The following is a 20,721-nucleotide window of genomic DNA, read 5'->3' on the forward strand; positions in this document are numbered from 1 at the left end:
GGCCGGCCAGTTGACGGAGCGCCACCCGCGCCCACGGGTACACGAGTCAGGAATGCGAGCACCGGTGCAGAAGACGCGGCCTCGTCGCAAGGACAAGCAGACGGCCCCCGCGGGGAGCGCGGAGCGCACCCCGGGCACCTCCACCCCGGCGCCGCCGGCGGTTCCCGTCGGCAAGGGCCGCCCCACCCACGTACGCAACCGGCTCATCGTCGCCGTGGCGGTCGTGGCCGCCGCGGTCGCCGGAGCCGGAGCCCCGTCCGTCGTTGCCGCCTCGGGGCAACTGCACGACTCCCAGGAACTGGTGACGCTCGCCGAGCGGACCCAGGGCGCGCTGACCCTCGCCCACTCCCTCGCCGACGAACGCGACGAGGTCACCCCGTACATCGCCGCCGGCCGCCCCGAGTCGAAGGCGCTCTCCGAGCAGCGCAGCGCCCGGGTCGACCGCCAGGTGGAGGAGCTGCGGGCCGACACCGACACGCCCGCCTCCCTGCGCGAGGACCTGGACGCCATCGCCTCCCTGCGCCGGGCCGCCCTCACCGGCAAGAGCACCGCGCTCGAAGCGCATGAGGCGTACTCGGAGGCGATCACCGAACTCCACGCGCTGGCCGAGGAGCTGGCCGAGCAGATGCCGCCCCGGGCCGGTGCCGGGGCGTACGCCCTCGCCGAGCTGGACACCGCCGTCCAGCAGGCCTCCGCCACCCGCGGACTGCTGCTCGCGGCCCTCAACGTGCCGAGCAGCACCGAGACCGTCATCGACCCGGTCACGGGCCTGCCGACGGAGACGACCACCTCCTCCGGCGCCGACGCCGAGCAGCGCGACGCGCTCGCCGCCGCAGCCCAGCAGGCCCGGGTGCGCTCCGACGCCGCCCTCGCCGACTTCCGCGAGGGCGCGCCCAAGGAGGCGCGGGACAGCTTCGACGCCACGGTCGCCGGCCCCGAGGTCAACTCCGCCGACAAGTACCTCGCCGACCTCACGGACGAGCCGACGCTCTCCGACGACGACCTCGACACCAGCGCGAAGCGGCTGGACGCCGCGCTCTCCGCCCGGATCGACGCCATGCGCGGCGCCGAGTCCGCCCTCTACGAGAAGCGCGTCACCGACCTGGAGAAGCTGCGCGACGACGACGTCACCACGCTGGAGATCCGGATCGCCGCCCTCGGCGCCCTGCTCCTGCTCGCCGTCGGCATCGCCACCGCCATGGCCCGCACCCTCACCCGCCCGCTGTCGGTGCTGCGCCGCGGCTCGGCCCGGCTGGCGGAGGCTCAGGACCCGGCGGCCGAGGAGGCCGTCGCCTTCACCGGCCGCAACGACGAGTTCGCCCAGGTCGTCCGCTCCGTCAACGCCCTGCACGCGCACGCCGTCACCCTCGCCGAGCGCGTCAACACGCTGGAGTCCGACCGCAAGCACCTCGTCGCCCAGCGGCAGAAGATGGCCGACGCCCGCGAGGAACTGCGCGCCGAACTCGACCGGTCCGCCGCCCAGCTGGAGGTGGTCCGCAAGAGCATCGGCTCCACCTTCGTGAACCTGGCGCTGCGCACCCTCGGCCTGGTCGAGCGGCAACTCGCGGTCATCGAAAGCCTGGAGGAGCGCGAGCAGGACCCGGACCGTCTGGCCACCCTGTTCAAGCTCGACCACTTCGCCACCGTCATGCGCCGGCACAGCGAGAACCTCCTCGTCCTCGCCGGCACCGAGCACGTCCAGCACAGCGCCTCACCGGTGCCGCTGGTCGACGTGGTCCGGGCCGCGGTCAGCGAGATCGAGCGGTACGAGCGGGTCCGCATCGCCGCGCTGCCGCCGCACGCGCACGTGGCCGGATTCGCCGCCGACGACCTCTCCCACCTGCTGGCCGAGCTGATGGAGAACGCCACCTCCTTCTCGCCGCCCGACCTGCCCGTCGAGGTCTCCGGCTGGCTGCTGGAGAACGGCGAGGTGATGCTCTCCGTCCAGGACGAGGGCATCGGCATGGCCACCGAACGCCTCCAGCGGCTCAACGCCCGCCTCACCGACTTCGACCCGGCGGCGCCGTACGACCAGGAAGGCGACGAGGGGCTCGGGCTCGGCCTGTACGTGGTGGCCCGGCTCGCCCACCGGCACGGGGCGCGGGTGCGGCTGCGGGAGCAGAAGCAGGGCGGTGTCGCGGCCGTCGTCGTGCTCCCGGCCCCGCTGCTCGCGGCGGCACCGCCGGCCGCGCTGGCCCCGAGCGTGCAGATGACCGACACGGGTTCCTACTCCCTGCCGGGCGCCGACGCGGAGGCCAACTCCAACGTCCTTCAGGGCCGTGCGGAGAAGGGCGCGCACAAGGACGCGGACCCGCTGGTCGCCTCGGCGGAAGAGGCCGTACGGCGGGCGGAGGCGGAGGGCGCGGACGAGGTTCGCAGGCCCGGAAGCACCGACGAACCGGAGGGCACGGGGCCGACGCCCGAGCCGCGGCCGGAGACGCGCCCCGCCGACGAAGCGGAGCCCCGGCCGGAGCCCGCATCGGCGCCGGAGCCCGCGGCGGAACAGGCACCGGACCCGGAACCGGGCACCGGGGGCGCCACAGGTCACGACCTCCCCGACGACACCACCATGGCTCTCCTGATCCCTGCCCAGGCAGGACAGCAGGACCGGGACAGGACCCCGGAACCGGAGCCCGAGCCCACACCGGAGCCCGAGCCCGCAGCGGAGCCCGAGCCCGCAGCGGAGCCGGAACCCACCCGGGCGCCGGACCCCACTCCGGACCCCTACGCCATCGGCCCCGACGCCCACGACCGCACGCCGGACGAGGGCGCCTCGCGGACGGACGAGGTCACAGGCAGCGAACCGGCCGAACCCGTCACCGACAAGGGCCTGCCCAAGCGGACCCCGAAACTCACCACCCCCGCCGCGGCACCGAGGCCGCGCACGTCGGGTTCCGTCGACGCCGAGGCACTCCGCCGTCGCCTGGGAGGGTTCCGCCGCGGTGCGGAAGCCGGCCGCCGCGACGTCGAGGCGGAGATCGCCGACCGGACGGAGCAGCACGAGGCGCCGTCCGCCGCAGCGGGGACAACCGAAGAAGCCACGGGGGGCACTGTCGAGGAGGCAAGCAGTTGACCGCGCCCAGTACCTTCGGCCTGAGCAGCGAAGCCCGCAATCTCCACTGGCTGCTGACCAACCTCGTCGAGGAGGTCCCCGGCATCCAATCGGTCGCGGTGGTCTCCTCCGACGGCCTGCTGCTCCTCTCCTCCGACCAGGACAGGAACGACGCGGCCCGCGCGGCACAGACCGTGCGCCGCACCGGCCCGCGCGGCTCCGCCGCCGACCTCGCCACCGTCGTCTCCGGCGTCGGCAGCCTGACCGTCGGCGCCGCCCGGCTGATGGAGTTCGGCAACGTGAAGCACACGATGGTCGCCATGGACGAGGGCAGCCTGTTCGTGATGTCGATCAGCGACGGCTCGCTGCTCGGCGTGCACGGCTCCGCGGACTGCGACATGAGCGTCGTCGCGTACCACATGGCGCTCTTCGTCGGCCGCGCCGGCCACGTCCTGACTCCCGAACTCCGCAGCGAGCTGCGGAAATCCCTGGAGTCCGAGTCGTCCGAGTCGACGGGGAGCGCCCGATGAGCAGCAGTCCCGGAAAGAACGGCCGCGGGAGCCTCCCCGTACGCGGCGCCGACCGCAAACCCGCCCGCGTACGCCCCTACTCGCTCACCGGCGGCCGCACCCGCTTCGGCCACGTCCTGCTCGTGGAGACGTTCGTCGGCGCGACGGCCGGCACCGCCGCGCTGGAAGCCGCCGAGGAGCGCAAGGAACTGACGAACGGCGGCCTCACCTCCCGCGTGATGCCGGAGATGCGGGCCATCGTCGAACTGTGCCGCCGCATGCGTACGGTGGCCGAGATCGCCGCGCTGCTGAAGATGCCGCTCGGCGTCGTCCGCGTCCTCATCAGCGACCTGGCGGACCAGGGAAAGATCCGTGTGTACGGCACCGGAACCGGCCACGGAACGGGCCGTCCGGACCGCGCTCTGCTCGAAAGGGTGCTCAGTGGACTCCGTCGTCTCTGACGCCGCCGCCTACGGCGTCTCCCCGCTCGTCGACCCGGACGAGACCATGCAGCCCTGGCAGGCGGACCGCACGCGCGCGCCCATCGCCACGAAGATCGTGGTGGCCGGCGGCTTCGGCGTCGGCAAGACCACTCTGGTCACCGCCGTCTCGGAGATCACGCCTTTGCAGACCGAGGCGCTGATGACCGAGGCGAGCGAGGAGACCGACGACCTCACCGCCACGCCGGGCAAGCTCACCACCACCGTGGCCATGGACTTCGGCCGCATCACGCTCGACGACGACCTGGTGCTCTACCTGTTCGGCACGCCGGGACAGCAGCGGTTCTGGTTCATGTGGGACGACCTGGTGCGCGGCGCGATCGGCGCCGTCGTCATGGCCGACACCCGCCGCCTCAAGGACTGTTTCCCGGCACTGGACTACTTCGAGAGCTGCGGACTGCCGTACGTCGTCGCGGTGAACCACTTCGACGGCAGCGAGCTGTTCGAGGCGGAGGACGTGCGGGAGGCGTTGACGATCCCCGCGCACATACCTGTAATGATCATGGATGCGCGCCGCCGAATCTCGGCCATCGAGACCCTCTTGTCCCTCGTGGGCCACGCGCTCGACGAAACCCCCGAGTAGTCCCCCGAGCAGTCCCCTTAGGAGCGTCCCCCGCATGCGGAAGATACTCGTCGTCGGAGCCGGCCAGTCCGGTCTCCAGCTCGCCCTCGGCCTGCAGTCGCACGGCTACGAGGTCACCCTGATGTCCAACCGGACCGCGGACGAGATCCGCACCGGCCGGGTCATGTCGACGCAGTGCATGTTCCACACGGCACTCCAGCACGAGCGCGATCTCCAGCTGAACTTCTGGGAGTCCCAGGCCCCGAAGATCGAAGGACTCGGCGTCTCGGTCGCGGCCCCCGGCTCCTTCGACCCGGGCCCCTCGCAGCGCGCGATCGACTGGCTGGGCCGCCTCGACGGCTTCGCGCAGTCGGTCGACCAGCGGGTGAAGATGGCCGGCTGGATGGAGACCTTCGCCCAGCGCGGCGGCCAGCTCGTCATCCACGGCGCGGCCGTCGGCGACCTGGACTACTTCTCCCGCGCCTACGACCTCGTCCTGGTCTCGGCGGGCAAGGGCGAACTGGTCCAGATGTTCGGCCGCGACGCCTCCCGCTCCCCGTACAGCGAGCCGCAGCGCGCCCTCGCCGTCGCCTACGTCCACGGGATGGGCCCGCGCCCGGAGCACCCGGATACGGAGGCCGTGCGCTGCAACCTGGTGCCGGGCGTCGGCGAGATGTTCATCATGCCGACCTTCACCACCTCGGGCCGCGCCGACATCCTGTTCTGGGAGGGCATACCCGGCGGCCCGCTGGACGCCTTCAAGGACGTCAAGGACCCCTCGGAGCACCTCTCCCTGACCCTGGAACTCATGGAGAAGTTCCTCCCGTGGGAGTACGCGCGGGCCACCAAGGTCGAACTGACCGACGCCGGCGGCACCCTCGCCGGCCGCTACGCCCCCACCGTCCGCAACCCGATCGGCCGCCTCCCCGGCGGCGGCGCGGTCCTCGGCGTGGCCGACGTGGTCGTCGCCAACGACCCGATCACCGGCCAGGGCTCCAACTCCGCCTCCAAGTGCGCCGCCTCCTACCTCGCCTCGATCCTCGAACACGGCGACAAGGAGTTCGACGAGGCCTGGATGCAGCAGACCTTCGACCGCTACTGGGAGACGGCCCAGCACGTCACCAAGTGGACGAACACCATGCTCGCCCCGCCGCCCGAGCACGTCCTGAACCTGATCGGCGCCGGCATGCAGCTCCAGCCCGTCGCCGACCGCTTCGCCAACGGCTTCAACGACCCGGCCGACTTCGAGAACTTCTTCTACGACCCGGCGAAGACCGAGGGCTACCTGATGGAGGTCTCGGGCGCCGCGGGCGCGTAGGCGTCGGCGTACCCCTCGTCGGACCCGTCCGTCGCCCCCGCGGGGAGCCTCGGCGGCGTGTACCGCCGCAGCGGCTCCCCGCCGGGGTCGGGCCGTACGGCGCCCAGCACCGGGTTGGCGGCGATCGGTGACACCTTGACCTCGGCGCCGGGGCGGGGCGCCTGGACGACCGTGCCGTCGCCGAGGTACATCGCCACATGGGTGGCCTCGGGGAAGTACACGACCAGGTCACCGGGGCGCAGCTCGTCCAGCGGGACGCGCTCCAGCCGGGCCCACTGCTCCTGGCTGGTCCGCGGGATGGGCGTCCCGGCCCGCTCCCAGGCCACGGAGGTCAGCCCCGAGCAGTCGTAGGAGGCCGGGCCCTCGGCGCCCCACTCGTACGGCTTGCCGAGCTGCTCCACCGCGAAGCGCACCGCCCTCTCGCCCCCGGCGGAGGGTTTGCCGTCGTCGCCGAGCGCGCCGGAGGCCATGAACCGCTCCTGCTCCTCGGCGATCCCGTTCTTCTCCAGCTCCGCCAGGGCGGCCAGCTCCTCCGGGGTGAGCGAGGCGAGCAGCTCCTCGACGGCGTGCAGCCGTTCGCGGACGTCGTCGCGCTGCTTCTCCTGGCTCTCGGCGAGGGAGACCTGCCGGTCCAGTGCCTCGCGCGAGCGCCGGGCCAGGTCCTCGACCTTCTTCTCCTCGCCGGTCAGGCGGCCCACGGTCTCGACCCGTTCGCGGGCCAGCCGGCCGATCACGTGCCCCTGGTCGAGCGCGTGCTGCGGGTCGCGGGCCAGCAGCAGTCGCAGGTACGGGGAGAGGTTGCTGCTGTTCTGGTACTGCTGGCGGGCCAGCCGTCCGGCGGCGCCGCGGCTGTCGTGCAGGGACAGCCGGGTCCGCGCCAGCTCCGCGTCCAGCCGCTTCACCTCGGCGCGCTGCTCGCGCAGGCGCTGTTCGGTTCCGTTGTAGGTCTCGGTGGCCTTCTCCGCCTCCCGGTACAGCCGCTGAAGGTCCGTCAGCAGAGCCGCCACGGACCGGTCGTCGCCGGTGCCGGGCTCGGGGTCGGCGGCGGCCGGTACGGGCGCGAGGACGATCCCGGCCGCCACCGCCGCCGTACACACCAGACGAAAAAGCCTTCCTGACATGTCATCACCTCCGGCGCGGGCGGCCCCTCCGCTCCGCACGGTGAGCATGTGCCGTGGTCGCGGGCCCCGCGCGCCGAGTGTGCGCGGTTCGGCGCAACGGGGTCACCCGTCGGCGTCGTCCGGCTTGCCTCGCGGCGTGGCGTCTGGATCGGCGGCGGGCCGGGTGCCCGGTCCGGCGTCCGGCTTCGACCAGGGCCACTTCCGGCCGGATCCCTTCTTGCCCTCGGGGTCGTACACGTACTTCCAGCGGGCGAACCGCAGCCCGCCCCGGGCGTCCCGGGGCTCCCTCCGGTACACGAGCACGGTGGGGGGGCCGCCGTCCGGGGCGGGCACCGGGATGCGGTAGGTCTTCGGCGGGTGCCCGGTCATCCCGACGAGCACGGGCAGCACCCGCCCGTCCATCGGGCCGCCCTCGAAGGGGGTGTCTTCGCTCTTCACGGCACCAGTGTCGGTGATCGGCCGCCCGGTGGCAGAGGGCCGTCGGCCGGTGTCACAGGATCGCGGGCCGGTGTCAGAGGTCGGCCGCCAGCGCCTCGACCAGTGCCGCGGTCTGCGGGTCGCGGCGGGCGGTGACCGTCAGCACGGCGAGGAACTGCTCCACCAGCCAGTCCCGCATCTCGTCGAGCGACGGCTGCTTGTCCTCGTCCAGCCACATCAGCGACGCCGCCTCCACCGCCGTGATCCACATCCGGACGGTCATGTGCAGCCGCGGGCCGGGTTCGGCGACGGCCAGGTGGCTCATGATGTGCTCGGCGGCGGCCCGGCGTACGCCGTCCACGATGGAGGAGGTCCGGGAGGTCTCGGCCACGCTGCCGCCGCGCAGCAGGGCGCTGAAGCCGGTGTCGTGCTCGTCGACGAAGGTGAGGTAGCGGTCCAGGGCCCGGGAGAGCCGGGCCAGCAGCGGACCCTCGCGGGGCTCGTCGAAGCAGAGCCGCAGCTCGTCGGCGGCCGACCGCAACGCGGCCTCGTACAGCTGCTGCTTGCCGCCCGGGAAGTACCGGTACACCAGCGGCCGTGAGACCCCGGCCTGCTCGGCCACGTCGTCCAGGGAGACCTCCTCCGGCGGCCGGTGGGCGAAGAGGGCGAGCGCGGCCTCCAGCAACTGGACGCGGCGCTCCTCGACACTGAGCCGGCGGTAGGCGGGGGTGGGGGCCTGCGGGGTCATGACCCGCAGCGTAACCCGCTGAGCCCGGCGGCCACCCACGCCGACGGAACGGACCGGCCGTTCCCGGGAAGTGCTACGCCAGCAGCCCCGACGACCGCCACATCCGCCGTCCGACCCCGCGCAGCACCCCGATGTCGTCCAGGAAGTCGGTCAGGCGCTTCGCGCCGGTCTGCATGATGTCGCGGCGGTGGCCGCTGGCCTTGACCTGCGCCATGGCCTCGCGCTTGTCGAGACCGACGTTCGTGTAGACCTCGGGGTTGACGAAGGCGACGGAGAAGACGCGGGCGAACTCGCCGGAGGTGAGCCGGGTGAACTCACGGGACCACTTCGGCGCGGTCACCATCTGGCGGCGCAGTTCCTCACGGGCGTAGCGCACGTGCCGGGACTCCTCCACGACGTGGATGCGGGTGACGCCCCGGATCAGCGGCTGGATCCGCTCGTCGGGGAAGGTCAGCCGCTGCATCCAGTCCAGGACCTCCTCGCCGAGCAGGGTGGCGGTGAAGGAGCCCGGCGTGGTGGAGATCGTCTTGAAGAGGCGGCCCAGGTTCTGGTGGACGGGGCTCACCGGGTACCACGGGGTCTCACCCCGGGATATCAGCCGGGCGAACATCTTCGAGTGCCGGCACTCGTCCTCGATCTCGGTGAGCGCGTACCGCACGTGGGCGCTCGTCGCCGCCTTGTCGTAGATGTGCCGGACCAGCAGCTGCATGAGGATCAGCTCGAACCAGATGCCGAGCGAGGCGAGCGCGGCGGCCTCGTGCCGGGAGAGCAGGATGCGCTGCTCCTCGCCCATCCGCTTCCACAGCGGGGTGTCGTACAGCGACACCAGCTCCGGCGGCCAGAACCACTTGCCCTCCTCGAAGGGGGCGTCCCAGTCCAGCTCCCGGTCCGGGTCGAAGGAGTGCCTGGCGGAGGATTCGAGCAGTCGCTCGGCCACCTGTTCCCGGTCCTTGAGCAGGCCCAGCGCGTCGCGCAGGCCCTCGAGCGCGTCGGCTTCCGTCAGGGTCCTCATGGCTGTCCCACCTCGTCGTGTTACCCGGGGTCACTCTGACTCGCTCCGACTTATGAGACTGCGCGTCAGCAAGCTCGTCAATCCCTTGGGCGGGAGTTGTTGACGGGGAGTCCCGCCCTCGCGAGCCCGCGCCGCTAGACCGAGCACCCCGACCCGGCCGGCACCTCACCCGCGACCGGTACCGACGCCCCCGCCGGGAACGACGTCCGCAACGTGAACGCGTACGGCGTCGGCCCGTGCGCCCGCAGGTGCAGCAGCCGCTCCTCCGCCTCCGCGACCGTCGGCCGGTGTCCCGCCGGGACCCACCACAGGGTCGTCATCGCCTCGGAGACCCGCTCGAACCACTCCCTGCGCCGCGCCAGCATCTCCCGGTGCCGCCCCTGGTACATGAAGGCCGTCAGGGCGTTCGCGTCCCGCCACACCGACATGTTGATGATCAGCCAGGAGTCGTCGAAGACCGCGATGTCGGTCGCGTCCCCCTCCTCGCTCTGCAACCGCCACACGAACCCGTCCGCCGCGTCCGCGTCGGCGTTCACCGGGTCGAGCGAGTCCACGAAGTCCTTCAACAGGGGAGTGTCGAGCGGGGCCTTGAGGCGGGCGATGTTGACCTGGGCGAGTTCGTACGCGACGGCATCAGTCATGTACCGAACGGTAGGTCGGGCGCCCGGCGCGACGGTACCCCCGTCTCACCCACCGAGCACCGCCTCCATCACCCCCCGCGCGATCGGCGCCGCCAGCCCGCCCCCGCTGACGTCCTCCCGGTCGGCAGCCGAGCCCTCCACCACCACCGCGACCGCCACCTTCGGCTCCAGGTCCCGCTCGCCCTGCGCCCAGGAGACGAACCAGGCGTACGGCGTCCCGGAGTTGCCGACGCCGTGCTGGGCGGTGCCGGTCTTGCCGCCGACGACGGCGCCGCGGATCGCCGCGTTCGCGCCGGTGCCGTTCTCCACCACGCCCCGCATCAGCTCCTTCAGGCGCGACGCCGTGGACGGCCGCATCGCCTCCCGGGAGGGCCGTGACCCGGCCGTCGCCACCAGGCTGCCGCCCGCCCGCTGGGTCCGCTCCACCAGGTACGGCGGGCGCACCTGGCCGCCGTTGGCCACCGCCGCCGCCACCATCGCCATCTGAAGCGGGGTCGCCCGCGTGTTGTACTGCCCGATCGAGGCGAGCCCGAGCTGGGCCCGGTCCACCGAGGTGTCGAAGGTGGACCGCGAGACCGCGAAGGGGATGCGCAGCCCGTCGTCGTTGAAGCCGAACGCCTCCGCCGTGGCCGCCATGTCGCGCACCCCGACGTCCACGCCGAGCTTGGCGAACACCGTGTTGCAGGACCACTCGAACGCCTCCCGCAGCGTGGCGTCCCGGCAGCCGTCGGCCTCGTTGGTCAGCCGGGTCCGGGTGCCGGGGAGGGTGTACGGGTCGGGGGAGCGGGTCGGCGCGTCGAGGTCCCGGATCACGCCGGCGTCCAGGGCCGCCGCGGCGGTGACCACCTTGAACGTCGACCCGGGGGGATAGGTGCGGCGCACCGCCCGGTTGAGCATCGGCTTGTCCGGGTCGCCGTTCAGGCGCTCCCAGGTCCGGGTGGCGTCCGCGCTGTTCCCGGACAGCGCCTGGGGGTCGTACGACGGGGTGGAGACCAGCGCCAGCACGCGACCGGTCGAGGGCTCCACCGCGGCCACCGCCCCCTTGCGCCCGCCGAGTCCCTCGAACGCCGCCCGCTGCGCCGCCTCGTCGATCGTGGTCACGACGTCGCCGCCCGGGTTGTGGGTGCCCGTGACGTCGTTCCAGAGCGGGAGCGGCGCGAGCATCGGGTCGGCGCCGGACAGCAGCCCGTCCTCGGCGTGCTCCAGCAGGGTCGTCCCGTACGCCTGCGAGGCGAAGCCGGTGATCGGCGCGTACAACGGCCCGTCCGCGTACGTCCGTTCGAAACGCAGGTGCTCGCCGGTGTCCCGGGAGCCGGTGACGGGCTCGTCGCCGACCAGGATGTCGCCGCGCGGCTGCTGGTAGCGGGCGATGTCGGGGCGGCGGTTGGCCGGGTTGTCGTCGTACTCCGGGGCCTGGACGATCTGCACCCGGGCGGCGTTGACCAGCAGGGCGACCAGCAGCAGCGCGCAGAACGCGGCGGCGTGCCGGATGTGCCGGGTCACCGGGCCGCCTGGCGCCGCGCCGCGTGGCTCACCCGGATCAGCAGCGCGACGATCGCCCAGTTGGTCACGACCGACGAGCCGCCCTGCGCCAGGAAGGGCATCGCCATGCCGGTCAGCGGGATCAGCCCGGTCACCCCGCCCGCGATGACGAAGACCTGGAGCGCCACGATCGAGGAGAGGCCGACCGCGAGCAGCCGGCCGAAGGGGTCGCGGGCGGCGAGCCCGGCCCGGTAGCCGCGCTCCACCAGCAGCGCGTACAGCAGGAAGATCGCGGCCAGGCCGAGGAAGCCCAGCTCCTCACCGGCGGTCGCCAGGATGAAGTCCGACTTGACGGCGAATCCGATCAGGACGGAGTGCCCGAGGCCGAGACCGGTGCCGGTCACCCCGCCCGCCGCGAAGGCGAAGAGGGACTGGGCGAGCTGGTTGGGTCCCTGACCGGCCTCGATCGAGGCGAAGGGGTGCAGCCAGTCCTCCACCCTGCTGTGCACGTGCGGCTCCAGCCAGCCCACGGCGACCGCGCCCAGCGAGGCCAGCAGCAGGCCGACCGCGATCCAGCCGGTGCGGCCGGTGGCGACGTAGAGGAGGACCACGAACAGGCCGAAGAAGAGGAGCGAGGTGCCGAGGTCGCGTTCCAGGACCAGGACGCCGACGCTGACCAGCCACACCGCGACGATGGGGCCGAGGACGCGGCCCGTGGGCAGTTGCAGCCGCCACACCCTGCGGCCCGCGTATGCCAGCGCGCTGCGGTTGGCGGCCAGGTAGGCGGCGAAGAAGACGGCGAGGAGCACCTTCGCGAACTCGCCGGGCTGGATGGAGAAGCCCTCGACCCGGATCCAGATGCGGGCGCCGTTCACGGCGGGGAAGAAGATCGGCACGGTGAGCAGGACGAGGGCGGCGGCGACGCAGACGTAGGCGTAGCGTTGCAGGACGCGGTGGTCGCGCAGGAGCAGGACGACCACGATGAACAGCGCGACGCCCAGCGTCGACCACACCAGCTGGGTGGGGGCCGCCCGGTCGCCCGGCGTCTCCAGGTCGAGCCGGTAGATCAGCACCAGGCCGAGGCCGTTGAGCAGCACGCCGATGGGCAGCAGCAGGGGGTCCGCGTACGGGGCGCGCAGTCGCACCGCCAGATGGGCGAGGAGCGCGAGCACGCCGAGCCCGGCGCCGTAACCGGCGGCGCCGGGCGGGAGGGTGCCGTGCTGGGCGAGACCGACGTTGCAGTACCCGAACACCGACAGCAGCACGGCCATCAGGATCAGCGCGAGTTCGACGCCCCGGCGCCGGGGGAGCCGGGCGACGGGAGCGGGCGTGTCCGCCTGGGCCACGGTGATTCCGGTTCCGGTTCCGGCCTTGGTCATGTCCGGAACTTACCCAAATGGTGTGGTGTGGAGGGCGTTCGCATCAGCACCAGCGCGGCGCGGGACCGATGTTGTCGATGTAGCGTGCCGCGCCCCAGGCCCAGGTGCCGTCCGTGAGCAGGTACCAGAGGGGGTTGCCCTTCACCTTGTCGCCGGGCGTCTTGCAGTAGATGTGCACGGTCTCGCCGCGGTGGGCGTACCGGATGACGTCCGCGCCGCGGGTCGGCGAGGTGCGCAGGGCGAGCCGGTCGGCGGTGACCACGCCCCGGTACTGGCCCTGCTCCTGACGGCCGTCGCCGCCGAAGCCGCCTCCGTTTCCGCCGGTGGGGCCGGCGGCGCTGCCGGAACCGGAGTTGCCGCCGCCCCACTCGTCGTTCGCGACGGCGGGCGTGACGGCGACGGCGGTGGCGAGCGCGCCGGCGGCGACCGCGGTGGCCAGGCCGCGGAAGAGGGACGAGCGAGGGGACGGTGCGTTCAGCAGGGACATGGGAGTACCTCCCGGGGAGCGGACGGTGCGGGCGGGGCGGAAATACCGAAGGGGTCGAAAGGTCTGAACGGGATGAAGGGGCTGAACGGCTCGAAGGAGCAGAACAGCTCGAAGGGTTCGAAGCTGACTGATCGCCACATTAGGAGCGGCGGGCGAGGTCCGCCCGTCGCACTGCGCCATCGGGGCACGTCCCCGCCCGTCCGGGTCGGATCAGGGCTGCCGGGGCAGGGTCAGCGTGGCCAGCGCCCCGCCGTCCGGCGGGTTCGTGAACTCCAGCCGGGCGCCCAGCACCTCCGCCTGCCCGAGCGCGATGGTCAGCCCGAGACCGTGCCCCTTGGTCCCGCTCTCGGTGCGGAACCGCTGCGGCCCGTGGGCCAGGAGGTACTCCGGGTAGCCGTCCCCGTGGTCCCGTACGGTGATGACCGGCCCGTCCACGGTCAGCACCACCGGCGCCCGCCCGTGCCGGTGCGCGTTCGCGACCAGGTTGCCGAGCACCCGCTCCAGCCGCCGCCGGTCGGTCTCCACCCGCGCGTCCCGTACGACGTCCACGCGCGTGTCCGTGCCCGAGCCGCGGACCACCCGTATGGCCAGCTCGCCCAGCGGCTCCGCGTCCACCTCCAGCCGCTCCCGACCGCTGTCCAGCCGGGAGATCTCCAGCAGGTCCTCGGTGAGCGTGCGCAGGGCGGCCACCCGGTCCCGCACCAGCTCGGTCGGGCGGCCCGGCGGCAGCAGCTCGGCCGCCGCGTGCAGGCCGGTGAGCGGGGTGCGCAGCTCGTGCGCCACGTCCGCGGTGAACCGCTGCTCCGCGAGCAGCTTGCCCTGCAACGACGCCGCCATGGAGTCCAGCGCGGCGGCGACCGAGGCCACCTCGTCCTGCGGGCGGGACGGGTCCGACGCGCGGGGATCGCCGACCCGCGCGTCGAGGTCGCCCGCGCTGATCCGCCGGGCCACCCGCGCCGTCGCGTGCAGCCGCCTGGTCACCCGCGTCACGGCGAACGCGCCGACCAGCAGCGTCGCCCCGATGGCCAGCGCCGACGACCACACGATGGCGCCGTCGAGACCGTCGATGGTGCGCTCGCCCTGGGTGTGGTCGACCCGCACCGCGAGCGCCCGGCCACCGGCGGCCGGACCCGCCGCCCACATCGTGGGGCGCCCGTCGTACTCGGCGACCATCGTGCCGCGCCGACCCGACACCGCCAGCTCGCGCAGCGACTCGGGCAGCCCCGGCGGATCGACCCCGGCGCTCGGCCGCAACGGGTCCCCGGCCTCGTAGGCGTCCGTCGCCTCCCGCAGCCGGGCCAGGGCGGTGTCGCGGGCCTGCCCCACGGTCTGGTTGGTCACCGAGACGTGCACCAGGACGCCGAGCAGCGCGGCGAGCGCGCAGCACATCACGGTGATGAAGACCGCCGCCTTCACCGCGAGCGGCCCGGTCCACCGGGGAAGGGCGAGCCTCACCGGGCGCTCGCCGACGGGGGCCCGGACCCGGACGGGGACGGAGCGGGGGACGAGGACGGCGACGGTCGCCTCGCGTGCTCGCGCCCGTCGTCCGTGGGCAGCATCTCGTCGCTCGTGAGCAGCATGGCCCGCTGGTCGGGGTCCCACGTCCACTGGAGCCGGTACTCGTAGCCCGCGACCTCCGACGGCGAGCGGACGATCACCGTCCGCCCGGCCAGTTCCACCGCGCTCACGGCGTCCTCGTAGGACATGACCCGTACCAGCCGGTTCCTCTCGGCGGTGTAGACGCGCACGGCGGTCATCTTCTCGGGCAGCAGCCTGAAGCCCAGGGCCAGCTCGGGGCGTCCGTCGCCGGTCAGGTCGCGGTAGTACGGCCGGAGCACCGGACACCGGCCGCTCCCGGCTCCCGCGCCGCAGTCCGCCATCCGGTCGGCCGTCTCGCGGTACGGCGCCCGCGCGCCCTCGTAGTCGTCGGGGTGCGCGGCGATCTCGGCCCGTACGGCGGCCACCGGGTCCGCCCGGCGGATGTCGCCGCCGGGGACCGTGACGCCCTTGACGGCCTCGTTGTCGACCTCGCCGATGTCGTAGGCCGGACTGGACGCCGGCGTCAGGTCGGGCCAGAGCCGGGCCGGGCTCTGCGCGGCCGGTGTCTCGCCCGCGCTCCGCAGCCCGCCGGCGTCACCGCACCCGGCCAGCACCCCGGTCGCCGTCACCGCCGTGAGCAGCGCCAGGACGGCTGGGACGCGGGCGGGGCACCCACGGCGGCTCGGGACCACTGCACTCCAGGCGTTCGGTGATCATTGGTACGGAAGTCCATTTTGCGCGCGGGCCCGTGCGGCGGGCTACTCGGCCAGCTCTTCCAGCAGCCGCACGGTGTCCAGGCCGGTCCGCAGGTACTCCACGAACAGCTCGTTGTGCAGCGCCCACGGCGAACGCCGGGTCCGGATCAGCCGGATCGCCTCCTCGGCGGTGCGGCCCCGGCGCACCAGCGTGTGGGCGACGACGAGGCCGGAGCGGTTGTAGCCGTGGTAGCAGCGGACCAGGACCTTGCGGCCGGCGTCCAGTGCCTCGCCCGCGGCCTCGGCCAGCCGGATCACCCCCGCCAGCTGAGTGCCGTCGAGGGGGCCGTCGGGGATCGGCCACACATGGTGCTCGACACCGGCGTCCGGCCCGTGTCCGGGCAGCCGCAGCAGTGTCTGCACGAGGTCGAACTCGTCCCGCACGACGACGGGCTCCAGCCCCCCGGCCTGCCGCCGGCACTCGTGCCCGCCCATCCACAGCCCCGGCACGATCTCCGTCCACGGCCGGCCCGGAGCCGGTACGTCGGGTCCTTTCCCACGGGTACGCAACGGCGCCTCCCCACCCCGCCCGAGGATCTTCCCAACCGCTGTCAAAGGTAGCCCGGTTCTTGCCCCCGCAGCACCCCGCCTGTTCCCATGGTCGTGGGGTGATGGTGCATGGACGGACTGCGCGTCGTACCGACCTGGCGGCACGGTCAGGAACGGCTGTACGTCTGCACCCCGGACGGCGGGAACGTCGCCTGGTACGACCGCGAGACGGCCCGCGTCAACCTGCTGCGCGACGACCGGGAGGGCGAGGTCCTCGCAGCGCTGGGCCCCTTCCTCACCGGCCCGGTCACTGTCGGCCCGCCCCCGGTCCCGACCCCCGCCGAGCTGGCCCGGCTCACCCTGCACCCGGACGACGACCTCGCCCCCAACCGGCCCGGCGAGGCGCTCCTGGTCGCCCTGGAGCGCGAGCCCGGCCCGGCGCACCGGCTGCGTCCCGACCCGCGGCGCCGCGCCCTGACGGCCGAGCAGGCGGCGGGAGGGGCCCTGGACCGCCTCGACGGCGCCGGCTGGCGCACCCTGCACTCCGTCCCGCTGCCCGGCGGCGACCGCATCCACCACCTGGTGATCGGCCCCGGCGGCCTCTTCGCCGTGCACGCGCTGCCCGCCCGCCGGCAACGCGTCCACGTCACCGACCCCCTGGTCACGCTGGGCCGCCGCGAACCCCTCCCCCTGCTGCGCCGGGTCCGCGCCGACGCCGACCGGGCCTCCTACGCCCTGACCGCGGAGGTCCACGCCGTCCTGGTCCTCGTCGACCCGGCGAACGTGACGGTCCTGGAACCGCCGCGCTCGGTCCGCGTCCTCACCGACGGGGAGCTGCCGGACCTGGCCCGCCTGGGCGGCATGCTCAAACCGGCGGACGTGGAGGCCCTGCACGCCATGGCCCGGGACCGCGCCACGTGGACACGCGTCTGAGGTGCGGCGGGCGGAGGGCGGGCCGGGCGTGAGCCGAGGAGCCCCCCGTCCGGCAGGGGACGCCCCGGCTCCGACCGGGCCCGCGGGTCAGGGCAGGGCAGCCGCCCGGCGCCGGTCGAACAGCGGCGCCAGCAGGTCGCCGTGGTCCTGCACCCGTGGCCCCACGTCCTCCGTCCGGAAGACGAACTGCTCCGCCCGCCGGCACCCGGCCACCTCCTCCCACGTCACCGGCGCGGAGACGGCCGGCACCGCGCGGGCCCGCACCGTGTACGGGGTGGCCGTCGTCTTGCGGGCGGCGTTCTGGCTCCAGTCGACGAACACCTTCCCCGGCCTGAGGCTCCGCGTCATCCGGTGCACCACGAGCCTCGGCAGGGCCCGCTCCGCCTCCACGGCCAGCGCCTTCGCGTACTCCGACACCCGCTCCGACGACGACCCCCGTACCCCCGCCAGCAGGTGCAGCCCCTTCGCCCCGGACGTCTTGGCGTACGTCTCGATCCCGTCCGCCGCCAGCCGCTCCCGCAGCCACAGCGCGACCTCGCAGCAGTGCACGACGGTCGCGGGCGGACCGGGGTCGAGGTCGAACACCAGCCGGTCGGCCTCGTCCGGGTCGCTCGCGGTCCACTGGTGGGTGTGGAACTCGGTCACCAGGTTCGCCGCCCACATCAGGCTCGCCAGATCCTGCACCAGCACCATCCGGGCCGGTCCCTCCGAGCGCGGCACCTCGGCCGTGGTGACCCAGTCGGGCGTACCCGGCGGCACGTTCTTGGTGAAGAACGCCTGGCCGTCCGGACCGTCCGGGTAGCGCAGGAAGGAGACCGGACGGTCCCGCAGATGCGGCAGCAGCACCCCGGCGGTCGTCGCGTAGTAGTGCAGCAGCTCGCCCTTGGTGAGGCCGGTCTCGGGATACAGCACCTTGTCCAGGTTGCTGAGGGCGACCCGTCGCCCCTCCACCTCAGTGATAGGCGCCATACCATGACAATCTCACGAAACAGTGACAAACCGCCCGACGGTCATCCGGCAGTCGACCGACAGGAAAGGTGCGGCACGTGCGATCCATCTGGAACGGCGCCATCTCCTTCGGCCTGGTCAGCATCCCGATCAAGCTGATGAACGCGACCGAGAGCCACTCGGTCTCCTTCCGCCAGATCCACACGGAGGACGGCGGCCGTATCCGCTACCGCAAGGTCTGCGAGCTGGAGGACCGCGAGGTGAGCCAGTCCGAGATCGGCAAGGCCTACGAGGACGCCGACGGCTCGATGATCCCGATCACCGACGAGGACCTGTCCCACCTGCCGATCCCGACCGCGCGGACGATCGAGATCGTGGCGTTCGTACCGCAGGAGCGCATCGACCCGCTCCAGATGGGCTCCGCGTACTACCTCGCGGCGAGCGGCGCGCCCGCCGCCAAGCCCTACACGCTGCTCCGGGAGGCGCTCAAGCGGAGCAACCGGGTCGCCGTCGCCAAGTTCGCGCTGCGCGGCCGGGAGCGCCTCGGCATGCTCCGGGTCGTCGGCGACGCCATCGCGATGCACGGACTGCTGTGGCCGGACGAGGTGCGCGCGCCCGAGGACGTCGCCCCCGACTCCGGGGTCACCGTCCGCGACCAGGAACTGGACCTCGCGGACGCCCTGATGGACACGCTGGGCGAGATCGACCTGGACGACCTGCACGACGAGTACCGCGAGGCGCTGGAGGAGGTCGTCGCCGCCAAGGCGGCCGGCGAAGCGCCTCCGCAGGCCCCCGAGGAGGCGGCGCCCGGCAAGGTGCTGGACCTGATGGCGGCGCTGGAGAGCAGCGTGCGCGCGGCACGGGAGTCCCGGGGCGGCGGCGCCGGACCGGCCGAGGAGGCGGAGGTCAGAACCCTGCGGCAGCGCAAGCAGCCCGCCCGGCGGGCCCCCAAGGAGACCGGCGGCAAGAAGTCGACGTCGACGGCCGCGAAGAAGACGGCGGCCAAGAAGACGGAGACGAAGAAGTCGACGTCCTCGGCCGCCCGGAAGTCGACGGCGAAGTCCGCCCAGCCCGCGAAGAAGACGGCCGACCGGGGCACCGCCAAGAAGGCGGCGGGCAAGAGCACGGCGGGCAAGAGCACGGCCGGCAAGAGCACGGCCGGCAAGGCGACCGCCAGGAAGACGGCGTCCCGCGGGCGCAGCGCCTGACGCGTCGACGGGCCGCCGGACGGCAGCACGCCGGGCCGGTGCGGCGGGGACCAGCGGTCAGTCGAACGTCCAGGGGGAGAGAGATGCCCGGGGAACGGCGGACGGGTCGGGCTCGAAGGCAGCCGGGCTCGTGGAGCCGGACGCCGTCGGCGCGGGGGTGGCGGCGCTGGGCAGCACGGAGCCCTCCTCCAGGCGCTGCCCGATGGTGTCGGCCGGTCCGCCGCCGGGCGTGCCGGGGCCGGTGGACAGCTGTGACCACGCGGTCAGGGCGAGGGCCACCGCGGCGGCCGTGCCGATCACCCGGCCGACCCGCCGGACGCGGGCGCGGCCGTCCAGTTCCCGCCAGGCAGGCCCGGGCCACGGGTCCTCCGGGCGCCACAGCTCGCCGACCGCGGCGGGCGGCGGCCCCGGCTGCCAGCCGGGCGTCCGTTCGCGCGCGGCGGGTTCCCGGAGGGCGGAGGCGCGGATGGCGCGCTCGTCGTCCTCGAGGAACTTCCGCCAGACGTCCTCGGGCACGGGCGGCACACCGCCCGGCTCGTAGGGCTCGTTCGGCGTCGCGCCGCTGTCCGGCCCCGAAGCGGTCATGATCCCGCTCCTCCTTCCTTCGTCGGTCCGTACGGCGGCCGGGACGGGGAAGCGGGAGGGGAGCCCGCCGGCGGCCGGTGTGCCGTGCTGTGCCGCGGCGCCGTGCCGGTGTCTCTCCTGGGCGCCGTACGGCGTGCGGGCGTCGGCCGGCCCTGGGGCCGGATCATTGCACAGCGCAAAAAGGGATCGCCAGGGTTCCCGGCCGCAACGCACCGCGCGGCAACGCCCCGTCGGCCGTCGGCCGCCGATCCCGTGAACGCGCGAGGACGCCGGGGCGTTCCCGGTGCCACCGGGGGTGTCCGTACCGCCATCGCCGCCCTCCCGATGTGTGACCCGGCCTCCACCCTTGCACAGGGAAGATGCACGGACGGCGGTCTCCGTTCCCCCTGTGCCGGCCGAGGTGTGCCGCGGCGGCGCACTCCGCGCCGATCGGGTGAGTGAGCGGGGACTTCGCGCGGTAGAAAGGCGCGGTAGAAAGGACCCATGCCGGAGCGTGAGATGCCCGTCGGGGGCCTGGACGACGTCGACGCGGTCACCAGGGCGGTACTGGCCGCCTCACGACTGCTGGTGGCGGTCTCCGCGCGGTCGCTCGCCGAGGTGGAGGAGCGGGTGACGCTGCCTCAGTTCCGGATGCTGATGGTGCTCTTCACCAGGGGCGACACCAAGCTGGTCGCGCTCGCCGACCACCTTCGGGTCGCTCCGTCGACGGCGATGCGCATGGTCGACCGGCTGATCGCGGCGGGCCTCGCCGACCGGCAGACCAACCCCGCCGACCGGCGCGAGACCCTGCTGCGCCTCACCGACGAGGGCCGGCGCACCGTCGAGACCGTCAGCGCCCGGCGGCGCGCCGAGGTCGCCACGATCGTCGAACGGCTCGCGCCGCACCAGCGGGCGGCCCTGGTCGAGGCGCTCACCGCCTTCAGCGAGGCGGGCGGCGAGCCCCTGGGCCCGGCACCGGACGACCCCGAGCCGTACCCGCCGTACCCGCCGGGCCGGCCCGCGGAGGTCACCGCCGCCCGCGACGCCTGACACCGGC

21 protein-coding genes are annotated in these 20,721 nt (G+C 73.6%); 8 read left to right on the forward strand and 13 right to left on the reverse strand.

Annotated elements, in window-relative coordinates; translation table 11 throughout:
- Positions 1–52: 52 nt before the first annotated feature.
- Genes ACLIN4_RS23820 through ACLIN4_RS23840 form a run of 5 tightly spaced genes read left to right on the forward strand, consistent with a single transcriptional unit; the run spans position 53 to position 5,941 of the window.
- Positions 53–3,073 (forward strand): nitrate- and nitrite sensing domain-containing protein, encoded by a 3,021-nt coding sequence (locus ACLIN4_RS23820; protein ID WP_411576183.1) that lies wholly within the window; start codon positions 53–55, stop codon positions 3,071–3,073.
- The gene (locus tag ACLIN4_RS23825; protein WP_107478591.1) at positions 3,070–3,582 is read left to right on the forward strand and encodes a roadblock/LC7 domain-containing protein; all 513 of its coding nucleotides are present in this window, start codon (positions 3,070–3,072) and stop codon (positions 3,580–3,582) included. The genes ACLIN4_RS23820 and ACLIN4_RS23825 overlap by 4 nt, the downstream gene beginning before the upstream one ends.
- Entirely contained in the window at positions 3,579–4,022 is a 444-nt protein-coding gene (locus ACLIN4_RS23830; protein WP_100046676.1) for a DUF742 domain-containing protein, read from the forward strand. The genes ACLIN4_RS23825 and ACLIN4_RS23830 overlap by 4 nt, the downstream gene beginning before the upstream one ends.
- A complete protein-coding gene (locus tag ACLIN4_RS23835) occupies positions 4,003–4,644 on the forward strand; it encodes a GTP-binding protein (protein ID WP_179342542.1) in 642 nt (213 codons plus the stop codon). Before ACLIN4_RS23830 ends, ACLIN4_RS23835 begins: the two co-directional genes overlap by 20 nt.
- A 34-nt stretch (positions 4,645–4,678) precedes the next feature.
- The gene (locus ACLIN4_RS23840; RefSeq protein ID WP_289908760.1) at positions 4,679–5,941 is read left to right on the forward strand and encodes a styrene monooxygenase/indole monooxygenase family protein; all 1,263 of its coding nucleotides are present in this window, start codon (positions 4,679–4,681) and stop codon (positions 5,939–5,941) included.
- Here the strand turns inward: ACLIN4_RS23840 and ACLIN4_RS23845 are convergent.
- From ACLIN4_RS23845 to ACLIN4_RS23895, 11 genes are all read right to left on the reverse strand, one after another.
- On the reverse strand, positions 5,905–7,062 hold the full coding sequence (locus ACLIN4_RS23845; RefSeq protein ID WP_289908759.1) for a C40 family peptidase: 1,158 nt from the start codon (positions 7,060–7,062) through the stop codon (positions 5,905–5,907). The genes ACLIN4_RS23840 and ACLIN4_RS23845 overlap by 37 nt on opposite strands.
- A gap of 102 nt (positions 7,063–7,164) precedes the next feature.
- On the reverse strand, positions 7,165–7,500 hold the full coding sequence (locus tag ACLIN4_RS23850; protein WP_100046673.1) for a hypothetical protein: 336 nt from the start codon (positions 7,498–7,500) through the stop codon (positions 7,165–7,167).
- Between the two features lie 73 nt (positions 7,501–7,573).
- Positions 7,574–8,227: a TetR/AcrR family transcriptional regulator gene (locus tag ACLIN4_RS23855; protein ID WP_107478594.1), complete on the reverse strand. Its 654-nt coding sequence runs from the start codon at positions 8,225–8,227 to the stop codon at positions 7,574–7,576.
- A 73-nt stretch (positions 8,228–8,300) separates the two neighbouring features.
- Positions 8,301–9,239: an AurF N-oxygenase family protein gene (locus ACLIN4_RS23860; RefSeq protein WP_107478595.1), complete on the reverse strand. Its 939-nt coding sequence runs from the start codon at positions 9,237–9,239 to the stop codon at positions 8,301–8,303.
- Positions 9,240–9,373: 134 nt separating this feature from the next.
- The gene (locus ACLIN4_RS23865) at positions 9,374–9,880 is read right to left on the reverse strand and encodes a DUF3291 domain-containing protein (protein ID WP_107478596.1); all 507 of its coding nucleotides are present in this window, start codon (positions 9,878–9,880) and stop codon (positions 9,374–9,376) included.
- Positions 9,881–9,925: 45 nt separating this feature from the next.
- Positions 9,926–11,383: a penicillin-binding transpeptidase domain-containing protein gene (locus ACLIN4_RS23870; protein WP_289908757.1), complete on the reverse strand. Its 1,458-nt coding sequence runs from the start codon at positions 11,381–11,383 to the stop codon at positions 9,926–9,928.
- Positions 11,380–12,741 carry an FtsW/RodA/SpoVE family cell cycle protein gene (locus tag ACLIN4_RS23875; RefSeq protein ID WP_179342543.1) on the reverse strand — a complete coding sequence of 454 codons (1,362 nt, stop codon included), beginning with the start codon at positions 12,739–12,741 and terminating at the stop codon, positions 11,380–11,382. The genes ACLIN4_RS23870 and ACLIN4_RS23875 overlap by 4 nt, the downstream gene beginning before the upstream one ends.
- A gap of 43 nt (positions 12,742–12,784) precedes the next feature.
- A complete protein-coding gene (locus tag ACLIN4_RS23880; protein WP_107478598.1) occupies positions 12,785–13,228 on the reverse strand; it encodes an SH3 domain-containing protein in 444 nt (147 codons plus the stop codon).
- A gap of 210 nt (positions 13,229–13,438) precedes the next feature.
- Positions 13,439–14,683 (reverse strand): ATP-binding protein, encoded by a 1,245-nt coding sequence (locus ACLIN4_RS23885; protein WP_411576184.1) that lies wholly within the window; start codon positions 14,681–14,683, stop codon positions 13,439–13,441.
- Positions 14,680–15,459, reverse strand: a complete 780-nt coding sequence (locus ACLIN4_RS23890; protein WP_411576185.1) for a hypothetical protein — start codon at positions 15,457–15,459, stop codon at positions 14,680–14,682. Before ACLIN4_RS23890 ends, ACLIN4_RS23885 begins: the two co-directional genes overlap by 4 nt.
- A gap of 66 nt (positions 15,460–15,525) precedes the next feature.
- Positions 15,526–16,032 (reverse strand): protein-tyrosine phosphatase family protein, encoded by a 507-nt coding sequence (locus ACLIN4_RS23895; RefSeq protein WP_411576186.1) that lies wholly within the window; start codon positions 16,030–16,032, stop codon positions 15,526–15,528.
- Positions 16,033–16,140: 108 nt separating this feature from the next.
- On the opposite strand from ACLIN4_RS23895, the gene ACLIN4_RS23900 reads away from it, so the two are divergent.
- Positions 16,141–16,944, forward strand: a complete 804-nt coding sequence (locus ACLIN4_RS23900) for a nuclease-related domain-containing protein (protein WP_411576187.1) — start codon at positions 16,141–16,143, stop codon at positions 16,942–16,944.
- A gap of 87 nt (positions 16,945–17,031) precedes the next feature.
- Here the strand turns inward: ACLIN4_RS23900 and ligD are convergent, their stop codons facing one another.
- Entirely contained in the window at positions 17,032–17,913 is an 882-nt protein-coding gene (gene ligD / locus ACLIN4_RS23905; protein WP_290014557.1) for a non-homologous end-joining DNA ligase, read from the reverse strand.
- Between the two features lie 77 nt (positions 17,914–17,990).
- On the opposite strand from ligD, the gene ACLIN4_RS23910 reads away from it, so the two are divergent.
- Positions 17,991–19,100: a Ku protein gene (locus ACLIN4_RS23910; RefSeq protein WP_411576188.1), complete on the forward strand. Its 1,110-nt coding sequence runs from the start codon at positions 17,991–17,993 to the stop codon at positions 19,098–19,100.
- Between the two features lie 57 nt (positions 19,101–19,157).
- On the opposite strand, the gene ACLIN4_RS23915 is transcribed toward ACLIN4_RS23910, so the two are convergent.
- Positions 19,158–19,685, reverse strand: coding sequence for a hypothetical protein (locus ACLIN4_RS23915; protein WP_107479792.1), 528 nt, complete (start codon positions 19,683–19,685; stop codon positions 19,158–19,160).
- A gap of 483 nt (positions 19,686–20,168) precedes the next feature.
- Here ACLIN4_RS23915 and ACLIN4_RS23920 point away from each other — a divergent pair, with 483 nt between their 5' ends.
- A complete protein-coding gene (locus ACLIN4_RS23920) occupies positions 20,169–20,714 on the forward strand; it encodes a MarR family winged helix-turn-helix transcriptional regulator (protein ID WP_290014562.1) in 546 nt (181 codons plus the stop codon).
- The last annotated feature ends 7 nt before the right edge of the window (positions 20,715–20,721 follow it).

It is taken from the genome of Streptomyces mutabilis (genome assembly GCF_046628145.1).
In the GTDB taxonomy this organism is placed as follows: Bacteria; Actinomycetota; Actinomycetes; order Streptomycetales; family Streptomycetaceae; genus Streptomyces; species Streptomyces mutabilis.

Coding starts and splice junctions, on each gene's coding strand:
- ACLIN4_RS23900 (WP_411576187.1), top strand. CDS start 16,141: ATGGACGGACTGCGCGTCGTACCGACCTGGCGGCACGGTCAGGAACGG.
- ACLIN4_RS23875 (WP_179342543.1), bottom strand. CDS start 12,741: ATGACCAAGGCCGGAACCGGAACCGGAATCACCGTGGCCCAGGCGGAC.
- ACLIN4_RS23845 (WP_289908759.1), bottom strand. CDS start 7,062: ATGTCAGGAAGGCTTTTTCGTCTGGTGTGTACGGCGGCGGTGGCGGCC.
- ligD (WP_290014557.1), bottom strand. CDS start 17,913: ATGGCGCCTATCACTGAGGTGGAGGGGCGACGGGTCGCCCTCAGCAAC.
- ACLIN4_RS23820 (WP_411576183.1), top strand. CDS start 53: ATGCGAGCACCGGTGCAGAAGACGCGGCCTCGTCGCAAGGACAAGCAG.
- ACLIN4_RS23920 (WP_290014562.1), top strand. CDS start 20,169: ATGCCGGAGCGTGAGATGCCCGTCGGGGGCCTGGACGACGTCGACGCG.
- ACLIN4_RS23860 (WP_107478595.1), bottom strand. CDS start 9,239: ATGAGGACCCTGACGGAAGCCGACGCGCTCGAGGGCCTGCGCGACGCG.
- ACLIN4_RS23840 (WP_289908760.1), top strand. CDS start 4,679: ATGCGGAAGATACTCGTCGTCGGAGCCGGCCAGTCCGGTCTCCAGCTC.
- ACLIN4_RS23915 (WP_107479792.1), bottom strand. CDS start 19,685: ATGACCGCTTCGGGGCCGGACAGCGGCGCGACGCCGAACGAGCCCTAC.
- ACLIN4_RS23865 (WP_107478596.1), bottom strand. CDS start 9,880: ATGACTGATGCCGTCGCGTACGAACTCGCCCAGGTCAACATCGCCCGC.
- ACLIN4_RS23830 (WP_100046676.1), top strand. CDS start 3,579: ATGAGCAGCAGTCCCGGAAAGAACGGCCGCGGGAGCCTCCCCGTACGC.
- ACLIN4_RS23880 (WP_107478598.1), bottom strand. CDS start 13,228: ATGTCCCTGCTGAACGCACCGTCCCCTCGCTCGTCCCTCTTCCGCGGC.
- ACLIN4_RS23855 (WP_107478594.1), bottom strand. CDS start 8,227: ATGACCCCGCAGGCCCCCACCCCCGCCTACCGCCGGCTCAGTGTCGAG.